Origin of the sequence: Salinicola halophilus, from assembly GCF_003206155.1 — a bacterium.
In the GTDB taxonomy this organism is placed as follows: Bacteria; Pseudomonadota; Gammaproteobacteria; order Pseudomonadales; family Halomonadaceae; genus Salinicola; species Salinicola halophilus.
In genome coordinates this window covers 704,759-717,517 of sequence record NZ_PZJV01000001.1, presented here as the reverse complement: position 1 = coordinate 717,517, position 12,759 = coordinate 704,759, and the positions used below count along the sequence as shown (strand labels likewise).

Sequence of the window (12,759 nt, the reverse complement as noted above, 5' to 3'; positions counted from 1 at the left end):
TGCTCGAATGACGACGACCGCACTGAATGTGGCCGTCGCCCCGGGACGGGTGACCGGCGCCTTGCACCGCGCCGGGTCGATCAGGCGCGCGAGGGCGCCCCCTGGCGCAGGCGGGCACTCCCGCGTCCGCCCGCCACGCGCAGGCCGACCGCCCCTGCGATCACCAGCATGCCGCCGCAGGCAAGCGCGAGCGCATAGGCGCCGAGTGTCGCCGAACGCGAAAGACCGTATTGCGCGGCGAAGCCGGCCAGCGTCTCCGCGTACTGAACCCAGAGGAAAGCCCCGACCGCCACGCCAGCCAGCATGGTGACCCCGGCGATAGCTCGCGTTCCGTTCTCCCAGGCTGTCAGTGACGTCTCGGACGGCGCGTGGAGCTGGGCCAGAAACGCGCGCTCGGCCGCGCTGACCGCCGTCAAACGCGATGCCACGGCGATGGCAATCACTGCCGCCAGCGTACTGATCACCACCGGGTGCAGATAGACCGGCAGGGTGAGCCACTCCGCCTGCACCGCCAGCGAAATCAGGAGATTGCCGACGAAGCCCACGGTCAGCCCCCAGCCGGCGCCCGCAGCGGTGATGCGTCGGCTCCAGATGCTCATCAGCGCCACCGGTCCCCAGGAAGACGCGAACAGCGTCGCCGCGAACCAGACCACCGCCATGACCGCCGGAGGCTGGAAGAGTGCCAGCACCAGAGCAACCAGGCCGGCTCCCAGCACCGCCAACCGGCTGGTGCGCATCGCGGTCTTTTCGCTGCGTGAGGGCGGCAGGATGTCGTTGGCGATGCTGAAGCCGATGATCGACAGGAACGTCGAGCACGACGACAGCCCGGCGGCGAACACCCCGGTGAGAATCACCATGCCCAGCCAGGTCGGCAGCACGTTCATCGCCGCCCATACCATGGCGCGCTCGGAATCCAGATCGGGGGTATAGAGATTGAGCGCGGCGCCGGTGAGCATCATCAGCGCGTAGAACACCGCCAGCGCGACGGCGGTGAGCATCGCCGAGCGCATCACCACGTGCTCGTTGCGCGCCATCAGATAGCGGCTGGACTGCCACGGGCTGGCCGCCAGTACCGCCGCCCATACCAGCCCCAGCGTGATTCCCCAGGTGGCCGCCTCGCCGGGTGTCGAGAACTCGGCGCCATCGCCTTCCAGCACCCCGTGCCAGAGCGCGATGCCCGGCTTGTCGCTCTGCGCCAGCAGCCCGTCGATCACGCCGTGCCAGCCGCCGAGATCGTCGATGATGTAGATCGAACCGCCGACCGCGGCCAGCGAGAAGATCACGAACATCACCGTGTCGGTGAGTACCACGCCGGGTGAGCCGGAGTAGAGAATGAACCCGGTGAAGGTCAGCCAGACCAGCAGCAGGCCGAGCCAGTAGGGCAGGTCGGTCAGCTCCTCGAACATGATTCCCGCGCCCTGCATCACGCCGAGCAGATAGGCGCCGAGCCCCACCACCGTGGTGAGCCCGGCGATGCGCTGCACCCGCTGCGAGGCGAAGCGCTTGCCGAAAAATTCCGGCACCGTCAGCGCCTCGCTGCGGCGCAGATAGCGGCCGAACGCCAGCGCGCCGAGCAGACAGCCTGAGGTGCTCAGCGCCGCAAAGATCAGCATGACGAAGGGATAGCCCGCATAGGCGAACCCCGTCTCGCCGAGAAACGCACTGGTACTGAGATAGCTCGCCACCAGCGTGCCGAGAATCAGGAAGGTCGGCGAGTTGCGCCCGGCGACCAGGTAGTCGTCGAGATGCTTGACGCGCCTGCCGGCCCAGTTGCCGATCAGAAAGTAGCCGACGAGGCTGAAGACGATGGCGAGGGTGTAAGCCATGAAAAATCCTGCTCGCGAGTTGTTGTTGGGGAAGCGTCGTGTCGCCAATCCTAAACCGCAGACAGCGAGTCTCTGTTCCCGTTGCGTCATCCGGCGAAACGTCGCCGACGCTTTCCACCGACAACGCGCCAAGCGCATGGACGCGCTGGAGTTTCCGAGACGGCCCTGCGTAGAATGCCGCATTTCTTCTCGGCGTCACGCTCGGTGCGCGCGAGACGATTCACGAGGCCGCTTGCGGGCGGCAGGCGCACGTCGGGGATGAGCATGGAAATCGACGCCTGGTTGAGCATCGCGACGGTCGGCGCCGTGCTGGGCACGCTGGTACTGACGCGGATCGCCCCGGACGCCATCGTCGTCGCGGCGATGGCGTTTCTGATCTTCGCCGGCGTCCTCACGCCCACCGAGGCGCTGGCGGGCTTTGCCAATACCGGCGTCATGACCATCGCCGCGCTCTACGTCGTCGCCGCCGCGCTCAAGGAAACCGGGGCGATCAAATGGATCGCCGGGCGCCTGCTGGGCCAGCCCGCCACCCTGCGCCGGGCCCAGTGGCGGGTGATGCTGCCGGCGTCGATTCTCAGCGCCTTCATGAACAATACGGCCGTCGTCGCCATGTTCATCCCCGCGATTCAAGACTGGTCGAAGCGGCTGGGGCTCGCGCCCTCCAAGCTACTTCTGCCGCTGAGTTACATCTCGATACTGGGCGGTACCTGCACGCTGATCGGCACCAGCACCAACCTGGTCGTGGACGGCCTTCTCCGGGATCGCCTGGGCGTATCGCTCGGGATGTTCGAGCTGACCTGGATCGGCCTGCCGCTGGTGGTGGTCGGCGGGGGCTTCATTCTGCTGTTGGCCAAGTGGATTCTGCCACGACGAGACGCCATCGACGCCCGCATGGAAGAGGCGCGAGAGTATCGCGTCGAGGTGATCGTCGAAGCGAGCGGGCCATTGGCGGGGCGGCGTATCGACGATGCCGGGCTGCGCAATCTGCAGTTCGGTCATCTCACCGCCATCGAGCGCGAGCACGACGTCCTCGAGGCGATTCCCGCCGATACCCGTCTGGTCGGCGGCGAGACGCTCATCTTCATCGGCGCGCCGGAGTGCGCCCGCGAGCTACGGGAGATTCGCGGCCTGGCGCCGGCGAGCGGCAATGTCGGCAAGCTCGGCGTCGCGCCGCATCATCGCTGCCTGGTGGAGGCGGTGATCAGCCCCGATTTCACCGGCATCGGCACGAGCGTGCGCGAGAGCCGCTTTCGCTCCCGCTTTCAGGCCAACATCCTCTCCATTTCCCGCCGCGGGCGGCGCCTGGATGGCAAGGTCGGCGACATCGAACTGCAGATGGGGGATACGCTGCTGCTCGAGACCGACCGCGACTTCGTCGATCAGTACCGCTACCGCAAGGACTTCCTGCTGGTTAGCCAGCTCAACGACTCCACGCCGCCCAACTTCGAGAAAGCGCCGCTCTCGCTCGGCATTCTTGCGGTCATGGTGGTGCTCAGCGCCAGCAACGCGGTGTCGATACTCGAGGCGGCCTTTCTCGCGGCCGGCCTGATGCTGATGACCCGCTGCTTGAGCATGAGCACGGCGCGGCGCTATATCGATCTCTCCGTCCTCGTGGTCATCGCCGCCTCGTTCTCTCTCGGCGCCGCCATGACCCAGTCCGGTGCGGCCCAGACCCTCGCCGAACAGGTGGTCATGCACATCGACTCGCCCTGGGTCGCCCTGGCGTTTGTCTACGTGATGACCGTGCTGTTCACCGAGATGATCACTAACAACGCCGCCGCCGTCCTCATGTTTCCCATCGCGCTTGCCGTCGCCGACCAGCTCGGCGTGAACTACATGCCCTTCGTCATCGCCATCGCCGTCGCGGCATCCGCGAGCTTCATGACCGCGCTCGGCTACCAGACCAACCTGATGGTGATGGGGCCGGGCGGCTATCGCATGCACGACTACCTCAAGCTCGGCGCGCCGTTGAGCCTCATCGTCGGCGTGATCGCGGTGTCGTTGATTCCGCAGATCTGGCCGTTCTGATCGCGACTGCCGGGCCGATGCTCGAGTGCCGTTGGAGCTGAAAAGGCAGGGCGAGGGAGGATGCTGAGACGATCAAGGGTGCGAGTTCGCCTCACGCGACGTGAGTCGTGAGTGAGGACGGTTTTGTAGGAAATTTGCCATTTCTGAGGCAGGTTTCTAACGCGTAAAATATTACGTAAGTTAACTAATTCGAGCGGGCCGATTGCCATATCCGCGCCTCGAGAGGTAGGCATCTCATCGAGAGCGCCATACAATCGTCGGGCTCCACGCCACGGATTCAGCCGAATCAAGGTATCACCATGACTGCGCTCGAAGGTCTCGGCACTCGCTTGCCATTCACGCGTATCGACTCCCTGCCTCGACGTTCGTATCAATACGAAGGCGCGCGAGCACGCGTCGCCATCGCGTCGTGAGAACAGCGCCGAACGAGACCCTCGCGCTTTCTTCATCCATCAGGTTGAACACACAGATCAGGTTGAACACACAAGATGTCTAACGTTCTCGACGGGGTGTCCGGCGGCTTCGGCCGGCTTACGAAATGGCTCCAGGTGGGCCTCATGGCCGCGGCGGTTACCGGCTGCGCCTCCCAGAGTCACTACGGCGGTAACGACGTCGGCGCCATGCCCGGCGCTGCCCCCGTTGGCCCGGAAATCTCTACCTTTCTCGACAATGCCACCCCCGGCACCATCGCCGCTTTCCCGAAGAGCCCTTGGGGTTCCAACGTCTCCGTCATCGTCAACGAGCGCTATTTCTCCGGTAGCGGGCGGCTCTGCGCGCATCTGGATGTCTCTCGCAGCGTCGGCGCTCAGAACGTGAGCCAGGCCGAAGTCGCCTGCGTGGTCGAAGACCAGGGCTGGTACACGCAGCGTCTCGTAACGCAAGTTCTCACCGGGTTCAGCAATCCGTAACCAAAATCGAATGCTGTTGCACCCCGCGCCGCGTGTAGAGTTTTCGGCGGCAGGGTAAGGCGCGTGAGCTGTCGGCATACGATGCACGCACTGATCGGCTGGCATGCCTTTTGCGCCTCGTTCGACGTGTCACATTCGCTCTGCAGTCGGGCCGCGCGGTAGCGCCCGACGCGACAACACAACAGGAAGTCTTGCATGAAACATGCAGCATCGTTCTTCCGGGCCGGGTGCCTGGTGGCGGTAGCGTGCCTGAACGCCCCCCTGGCCGGCGCGCAGACCTTCGGCACCGACATCGTGCCGCAGAACCAGCAAGCGCAGTCGATGACCAGCCAGAGCCAGGAGCAGGGGGCCAGCGGCCAGCAGGCCGGCCAGAGCGTCGACGACGCCCCCCGTGCCAACTGGAACAGCGCCAATTACGGCCCCGTCGACCCCAGCGCCGCGCCGGTCGACCCCAACATGCTGCCGCCGTTCGGCGCGAGCCTCTTCTCCGGCGGCTTTCGCGGCGTGATGGCAGACGGCCTGAACCCCGGCTACACCATCAAGCCGGGGGATCAGGTCAATCTGCGCGTCTGGGGCGGTACCGAGCTGCAGAGCGTGTTGACCGTCGACTCCCAGGGCAACATCTTCCTGCCCGGCATCGGCCCGCTCAACGTGCAGGGCACTTCCAACAGCGAGCTCAACTCGCGGGTCACCTCGGCGATCAAGTCCGTCTATCCGGAGAACGTCGAGGTCTACACCAACCTGCAGGGCGTGCAGCCCGTGGGTGTGTTCGTCACCGGGTACGTCAAGAACCCGGGGCGCTACTCGGGTACCCCGAGCGACTCGCTTCTCTATTTCCTTGATCAGGCCGGCGGTATCGACCAGGCGCTGGGCAGCTATCGTCAGATCGTGGTGAAGCGTAGCGGCCGGGTCATCGAGACCGTCGACCTCTACGACTTCCTGATCGACGGCGAGATGCCGCAGACCCAGTTCCGCGATGGCGACACCGTCGTGGTCGAAGAGCGCGGCCCGGCGATCGCCGTCGTGGGGGACGTGCAGAAGCCGTTTCGCTACGAGCTGGCCGGCGAGCGCCTCACCGGTGGTGACGTGACCGATCTGGCCCGTCTGCGCTCCGGCGTCTCCCACGTGCTGCTGCGCGGCGACCGGCCCGAAGGCCCCGTCGCCCGCTACCTCACGTTGAACGAGTTCCGCGATGCCGACGTGCAGCGCGGCGATGAAGTGGTCTACAGCTCGGATCAGCGCAGCGAGAGCATTGTCGTGCAGGTCGAGGGCAGCTATTACGGCCCCTCGCGCTACGTGCTGCCGCGAGACGCCCATCTGGGCGAGTTCCTCAACGCCATCAGCGTGCCCCGGAACATGACCAGCTACCGCGACGTCTCCATTCGCCGTGACAGTGTCGCCGAGCAGCAGGAAGAGTCGCTCAACGCGAGCCTCGACCGGCTGGAGCAGACCTACCTCGGCTACCCCTCGCGCACCGCGAAGGAGGGCGAGATTCAGGTACGCCAGGCCGAGCTGATTCAACAGTTCGTGCAGAAGGCGCGCCAGACCGAGCCCACGGGCCGGCTGGTGGTCGCGCGCAATGGCGACATCGCCGATATCCGCCTGCAGGATGGCGACGTCGTCACCATTCCCGAAAGTTCGGATTCCGTGCTGCTGAGCGGCGAGGTGACCATCCCGCAGGCCATGGTCTTCACCCCGGGCATGAGCGCAGAGGACTACATCCGTCAGGCCGGCGGCTTCACCCCGCGGGCGGACGATGACCAGGTACTGGTGGTTCACCGCAACGGCGCCGTCATCCGCGCCGGTGATACCGACGTACGCGCCGGCGACGAGATTCTCGTGCTGCCTGCCGCACCTACCAGCAACATCGAGCTGGCGAGTTCGATCACACAGATCCTCTACCAGGTAGCGGTGGCGACCAAGGTCGCGTTGGACCTCTAAGCCGGACCGGCCTTCATCAGCCCCGCTTTCACGCGGGGCTTTCTTTTGGGTTCTTCCAATGACTTTCGAGTTCTTTCAATGACCGTCTTCCGGGTTTTGACCAATGACCGCTTTCTGGACTTCTGACGCGAGCGAGTGTCGATCGAGCGTCCCACCGATCGCGTCTGACACCCACACCGAAAGGGAGCGTCGATGAGTGACATGACGCAACCCATGCCGCACGAGCCGCGTAGCGCCATGCGCGTAACGTGGGATGTGTGGTCGGCGATGACCCTGCGCGAGTTCATCGCTCGTACTACCGCCGACCGCATGGCCTGGTTCTGGATGATCTTCGAGCCGCTGGCGACCATCGGCATCATGATTTTCCTACGTACCTACATCCGGGGCTCCCGCCATATAGCCGGGGCGGAATTCATTCCCTGGCTGATCGTCGGCCTGATGGGCTTCTACATCTTCAAGGCCTGCATGACGCAGCCCATGGGGGCGATCGATGCCAACAAGGGGCTGTTCACCTACCGCCAGATTGCGCCCATCGACCCGGTGCTGGTGCGCTGCTGGGTCGAGGGGATTCTGCGCAGTTTCATCTTCCTGCTGTTCATCCTGATCGCCAGTCTGTTCAAGGTGGACATGACCGCCTACCACGCCGTCGGCGTACTACTGGACTGGCTCTCACTTTGGGCGCTGGGTTCCGGTCTGGGCGTGCTGTTCTCGGTCGTCGCGGGTCTGGTGCCGGAAGCCGGACGCATCATCAAAATGCTCTCTTTCCCGCTGCTGATTCTTTCCGGCGTCATCTTCCCGGTGACCTATTTCCCGCATCAGGCGCAGGAGTACATGCTTTACAACCCGATCCTTCACGGGCTCGAGAGCATGCGCATGAACTACTTCCAGTACTACCAGTCGATTCAGGGCATCGACATGACCTACCTCTGGTACTGGGCGCTGACCAGCATGGCGCTGGGGCTAATGATGCACATTCACTTCGCGCCGCGTTTGAAAATGCGCTAACGGGGCCGACATGATCGAAATTCGCAATCTCTACAAGCGCTACCACGGCCCCTTCGGCGGCGACTGGGTGCTGAAGGACATCAACCTGACCTTTCCCAGTAACGTGAGCGTCGGGCTGATCGGCCGTAACGGCGCGGGCAAGTCGACACTCCTGCGACTGATCGGCGGGATGGACTTCCCCGACCGCGGCGTCATCAATCGCCAGGCCCGGGTCTCCTGGCCCATCGGTTTGGCCGGCGGCTTCAAGGGCAGCATGACCGGGCGGCAGAACGTCAAGTTCGTCGCGCGGATTCACGGCGTGCGCCGCGATCTACACAAGCTGATCGAACGCGTGCAGGACTTCGCGGAGATCGGCAAGTCCTTCGATGAGCCGGTCAGTACCTACTCCTCCGGTATGCGCTCGCGCCTCGCTTTCGGTCTTTCGCTGGCGTTCGACTTCGACGTCTACCTCTCCGATGAGGCAACCGCGGTGGGGGATAGGGCCTTTAAGCAGAAGGCCAAGGATGCCTTCAATGAACGCGTCAACTCCGCCAGCCTCATCATGGTTTCTCACGGTGAAGGCATCTTGAAGGATCTCTGCCAGGCCGGCGTGCTGCTGGAAAAAGGCCACGCCACCTGGTTCGACGACATCAACGATGCCATCGAGCACTACCACAACACCTCGGGTAAGAAGTAAGCCTTCCTATGACACAGACTGCACCCGCGGCCAGCGCGCCGCACCGATGGCTGGATTTCGCCAAGCGCCAGATCCACTGGACAATCTGCCTGCTGCTCATCGTCATCGTCAGCTTCTACTGGGCGGTATGGGCCTCCGACCGCTACGTCTCACACGCTCACGTGATTCTCGAGAGCCCGCAGATCTCCACCCCGGAGCTCAGCTTCAGTTCCATTCTCTCCGGCGGGGGCGGCAAGAACAGCGCCGACATGCTGCTGCTGCGGGACTACATGCTCTCCACCGATATGCTGCATTTTCTGGAGGAGAACGCGGACTTTCGTGAGCACTACGCCAACAACGGCGATGTCTTCTCGCGGTTGAACGACGAGAGCGCGCCCACGGAAAAGCTGCTCGATTACTACCACAACATGGTCTCCATCGAATTGGATGAGTACGCCGGCGTACTGCGGGTGGACGTGAATGCCTTCACGCCGGAGAAAGCGAACCAGATCGCCAACCTGATTCTCCAGCAGGGTGAGCGCCACATGAACGACATGGGCCAGCGCCTGGCGCAGGAGCAGGTCAAGTTCCTGGAGCAGCAGGTCAACGTACTGGAAGAGCGTTTCGAAGAGACTCGGCAGGCTCTGCTCACGTTCGAGAACGAGAACGGCCTGGCGTCACCGACGACGACGGTCGAAAGCCTGAGTACCGTCGTCGCCAAGCTGGAAGGGGAGCTGGCCAGCCTGAAAGCGCAGCGCGCCGCTATGGCCAGCTACCAGAGCCAGAGTTCCGCCCAGATGGTCAGCCTGCAGAGCCAGATCACCGCGCTGGAAAACCAGATCGACGAAGAGAAGAGCAGGTTGGCCGCTCAGTCCGGCGACGCGCTCAATGCAGTTTCCAGCAAGTACCAGACCCTACAGCTCCGGGCCCAGTTCGCGCAGGAGGCCTACTCCGGCACGCTCGCCGCGTTGGAGAACACTCGCGTAGAGGCTGCTCGCCAGTTGAAACAACTCTCTGTATTGCAGTCGCCGACGATGCCGGAATATCCGGAAAAACCGGAGCGGTTCTATATGATTGCGGTATTCGCGGTGATCGCATTATTTGCAACATTGATTTTAAATATGTTGATTTTGATCGTGAAAGATCATAAGGACTAACGGTGAATAATCAGAAATTGGCCGTTTGTTTAAAGCGATGTAAGAGCTTTGATCGAAATTGGTATTTGGAAACGTACCCTGATGTGCTTGCGGCGGGTTTTTTGCCAGAGTTACATTACGCTAAATATGGATGCAAAATGCAAAGGCGTCCAAGTCTTAATTTTACATTCAGTGAGCTGGCTTTAGAAGTGGAGATGTTGAGCGGTATAAAACTGAAAATTTCAAGCACTGAAAGCCAAGGTTCTAACATTGATGGTCCCTCGATAGGGCCCAGCGAAGCAGCCGACATCAGTGAAACGGATGGACAGGAGCATACTGGCAACCTTTCAATGCTCTGTTTTTACGACAATCCTATTGAGAACTTCAAAAAAATATTACGCTGCATAGAAGTGCGAAATTAAGCGGTGAGTATAGTGAGGGTTGCAATGTCGCCAAGCCTATTTACATTATGTTTAGAAACCTTTGAGAAAGTTGCTTCGGTGATTGAGGGTAACGAAAACTATGCTCGAGTGATGGGGGGTAGGTTAGAGACTGCATTTTATAGAAGGCTGTCTAACGGTAATGACTTTTTAAGTCGAGAGATAGCTGTCAAAGCGTTTTGTGAAAGAGTAGATGTTCTTAAGGCACCTATTCTAATTCCTCAATCAATGCCTCTCGGTGAGGCCAATAAGATTAGTTTAATAGGCTACGGGAATACTAAAAACAATCGTAGAGAGTTTGATTTTTTATGTGCCAAGGCTGCTGAATATGGAGTGCCAGTAGCAATCTTAAATCTTGCGGACGCTAGTTGGAAGAAAGAGGGGAGGTTAGATAGCCATCTAACAGTCCCAATAAAGCATGCTTTTCAGGAATTTCTGACATCTAGGCAGACGCTTTCTTTAAGCGCTTATCACCAAATAAGTAACTGTGTAAGCGCAATCGCTCAAGCATACGAAATACTTAAAACGCATAAGGGGCGAATTTTTTTTGTGGCTAATGATCATTCTCCTCTACCTGTTGCTTATGCTAAAGTTGCAGAGTTTATGGGAATGAAAGTGGCTTATCTTCAGCACGCTTCAGTTACTAATATATTTCCCGCATTGGACTTTGATTATGCCATCCTTCGTGACACTGCTTCGCGTGAGATTTACGAGCAAAAAAGAGGATCAGTAAGGAGACATAGTCGCATAGCAGTTGTGAATCGGGATAAAGCAGTAAGCCCAGATGCTATCGAAGAACAGCGCCGAAGCATCTTAGAATCAAAAGCTATGGCAGTTGGTGTCTATGTTAGCTCAATATTTAACGCGGATAGTATTCGAGAAATTATAGAAAGTTTGAAGCAAAATCAATATGTAAAATCCCTATTCATTAAGTTTCATCCGTCGCAATCTGACTTTGAGGGTATTGAAGACTTACAGGTATACTCTCGACAAGACATTCAGTCCGTTCCCCACGTCGCCATATGTGGGAATACATCTGTTGTTCTCGAGTTGCTACAGAGAGGTAATGTAGTATTCTACACCAGCAAGTTAGACGAGATTGGAGAAGATTACTATGGATACATAAGGTCCGGTTTGATTGAGCAATTACCGGGGGGGCTGAGGTCGGAAGTTTTTTGGTCTCAAACTTCCCGTGAAAAGTTCAGCACGACATTATTAGCATATTACTGCGGAAATGTCATGAGCAGTGATAACTTGTCCAACGGCGATGAGTGCCGTAACCTCATCTTGTCAATTTTCGAGGAAGGGCTGAGTTTTGAAGATCTAAGTTTCATGAATTTCTGTCAAGATATTCTGTTTTATTATCCAGCGTTTGAACGGCTATCGAGGCGGGGGGGGACACCTTATTCGGATCAATTTTGCCTTTTAAGTTTAGAATCATTGTTTAATGCTCGAAACCCTTTATTGCAAAGCCTAATGTCTTCTGTTGCGGTTGAAGAAATAACGTCGTTTCTAGCTTTTTGGATGCAAGTTAAAAAGGTCGAGTGGAACGGAGAAAAGCTTACTAAGTTAAAATTAGATTCATTGATCGGTTTTTCGGAACGGTACAGCTCGGTAAAAAAGATTAAGAAGTGGCTGGAAACAAAGTGCTTAGATGTGATAATGAGGTGTGGTGATGTTTCTAGATTCTATTTTTTCATCGAAAGCTGCAAATATCTAAAGCTAGAAAATCTGAGCATTAATAGAAAAATATCCTGTCTTAATTTTGTTGCTTCTTTTGGAGAGTTTGATCGCCGTTACTACGAGCTGCGCAAAGATTTTTCTAAAAACCTGCATGCTTTCGATTTGCTAAAGTTGGCGGTTCAGGTACATGAGCCTCAGGGGGTGACCTCTAAGTATACAAGTTATAAAGAAATTGAAAAGGCGTTCATGACTAGCCTGCCACAGCTCGCTGAAGAGTATCAGAAGTTTGTTATTGAGCCATATTTAAAGTTTTCTGGTCGTGATAAATTCATTGACGTCAAATTCAAAGACGAGCAGAAAGAAAGCTTTTTGAGTCTGGTGGAAGCTAGGCTTAAAAATTATGCCGCTTTTTCTCTTATTCGATTGAGCGATGGAGAGGGTTATCTCTTTGGCGGTGAGGGTGAATTGTTTACGCGGCTTGATTCTGTTAATCGTGAGTTTCACTGGTGGGGCGATAGCCTCCCCGTGCACAAGTCAGATGTGATAAGAAAGGAAGCAATATCTGCGGCCTGCGAGGCGGATGTCATTGGTATACCAAGTGTTTACAGATTTTTGAGAGATCATAGCTCAAAATCAAAATCTCTTTTACAGAATTTACAGGGGCGTGGCTTAGCGGCTGTTTTAAAAGGTATTTCAGCTATAGATACACAAAGCAAGCTCTACGCAGACGATAAAATTAATATTGCCGTTTTTGATAAAATCACAATTTTGCGGCTGGCAAAGCTGGCAGATAAAACCATTGTTGTTTCGAGCTGTTCGAGAGAAGCTTTGCTAAACCTTTTTCCGGTTGATCTAAATCTAGAGATTGTAGAAATTCCGACCCACAACAAGACTAAAAAGAATAAAAAATATGTCCAGAAGGATGAGATACTGCCAAATGTGTATGAGGAAGTTGCGCTACATTTAAAAATGGCTGTGCGTCCAGGAGCTCTCGTTCTAATCGGTGCGGGGATTGTAGGTAAGATTTTTGCTGGAATTGCAAGAGAGAACGGTGGGGTCGCTCTTGATCTAGGTAGTGTAATGGATCAGTTGGTTGATGCGAATATACACTCGCTTTATTGAAAGCCTTTTAAACTT

The 12,759-nt window shown here is 57.9% G+C and carries 9 protein-coding genes; 8 read left to right on the top strand and 1 reads right to left on the bottom strand.

Annotated features, from left to right (window positions below):
- Positions 1 to 80: 80 nt before the first annotated feature.
- Positions 81 to 1,826: a sodium:solute symporter family protein gene (locus DOM33_RS03220; protein WP_110665752.1), complete on the bottom strand. Its 1,746-nt coding sequence runs from the start codon at positions 1,824 to 1,826 to the stop codon at positions 81 to 83.
- A 264-nt stretch (positions 1,827 to 2,090) separates the two neighbouring features.
- Between DOM33_RS03220 and DOM33_RS03215 the strand changes: the two genes are divergently transcribed.
- From DOM33_RS03215 to DOM33_RS16105, 8 genes are all read left to right on the top strand, one after another.
- Positions 2,091 to 3,854, top strand: coding sequence for an SLC13 family permease (locus DOM33_RS03215; RefSeq protein ID WP_110667469.1), 1,764 nt, complete (start codon positions 2,091 to 2,093; stop codon positions 3,852 to 3,854).
- Between the two features lie 488 nt (positions 3,855 to 4,342).
- Positions 4,343 to 4,762 (top strand): DVU3141 family protein, encoded by a 420-nt coding sequence (locus DOM33_RS03210; RefSeq protein WP_110665750.1) that lies wholly within the window; start codon positions 4,343 to 4,345, stop codon positions 4,760 to 4,762.
- 195 nt (positions 4,763 to 4,957) lie between these two features.
- Positions 4,958 to 6,703 (top strand): polysaccharide biosynthesis/export family protein, encoded by a 1,746-nt coding sequence (locus tag DOM33_RS03205; RefSeq protein WP_110665748.1) that lies wholly within the window; start codon positions 4,958 to 4,960, stop codon positions 6,701 to 6,703.
- A 192-nt stretch (positions 6,704 to 6,895) separates the two neighbouring features.
- A complete protein-coding gene (locus tag DOM33_RS03200; RefSeq protein WP_204352594.1) occupies positions 6,896 to 7,708 on the top strand; it encodes an ABC transporter permease in 813 nt (270 codons plus the stop codon).
- A gap of 10 nt (positions 7,709 to 7,718) precedes the next feature.
- On the top strand, positions 7,719 to 8,384 hold the full coding sequence (locus tag DOM33_RS03195; protein ID WP_110665746.1) for an ABC transporter ATP-binding protein: 666 nt from the start codon (positions 7,719 to 7,721) through the stop codon (positions 8,382 to 8,384).
- An 8-nt stretch (positions 8,385 to 8,392) separates the two neighbouring features.
- Complete coding sequence (locus tag DOM33_RS03190) at positions 8,393 to 9,520, top strand: KpsE/RkpR family capsule polysaccharide export protein (RefSeq protein ID WP_110665744.1); 1,128 nt, start codon at positions 8,393 to 8,395, stop codon at positions 9,518 to 9,520.
- A 2-nt stretch (positions 9,521 to 9,522) separates the two neighbouring features.
- On the top strand, positions 9,523 to 9,921 hold the full coding sequence (locus DOM33_RS16110; protein ID WP_162617878.1) for a hypothetical protein: 399 nt from the start codon (positions 9,523 to 9,525) through the stop codon (positions 9,919 to 9,921).
- Between the two features lie 24 nt (positions 9,922 to 9,945).
- Complete coding sequence (locus DOM33_RS16105; RefSeq protein ID WP_162617877.1) at positions 9,946 to 12,744, top strand: hypothetical protein; 2,799 nt, start codon at positions 9,946 to 9,948, stop codon at positions 12,742 to 12,744.
- The last annotated feature ends 15 nt before the right edge of the window (positions 12,745 to 12,759 follow it).

Coding starts and splice junctions, on each gene's coding strand:
- DOM33_RS03220 (WP_110665752.1), bottom strand. CDS start 1,826: ATGGCTTACACCCTCGCCATCGTCTTCAGCCTCGTCGGCTACTTTCTG.
- DOM33_RS03215 (WP_110667469.1), top strand. CDS start 2,091: ATGGAAATCGACGCCTGGTTGAGCATCGCGACGGTCGGCGCCGTGCTG.
- DOM33_RS03205 (WP_110665748.1), top strand. CDS start 4,958: ATGAAACATGCAGCATCGTTCTTCCGGGCCGGGTGCCTGGTGGCGGTA.
- DOM33_RS03195 (WP_110665746.1), top strand. CDS start 7,719: ATGATCGAAATTCGCAATCTCTACAAGCGCTACCACGGCCCCTTCGGC.
- DOM33_RS03190 (WP_110665744.1), top strand. CDS start 8,393: ATGACACAGACTGCACCCGCGGCCAGCGCGCCGCACCGATGGCTGGAT.
- DOM33_RS16105 (WP_162617877.1), top strand. CDS start 9,946: ATGTCGCCAAGCCTATTTACATTATGTTTAGAAACCTTTGAGAAAGTT.
- DOM33_RS03200 (WP_204352594.1), top strand. CDS start 6,896: ATGAGTGACATGACGCAACCCATGCCGCACGAGCCGCGTAGCGCCATG.
- DOM33_RS03210 (WP_110665750.1), top strand. CDS start 4,343: ATGTCTAACGTTCTCGACGGGGTGTCCGGCGGCTTCGGCCGGCTTACG.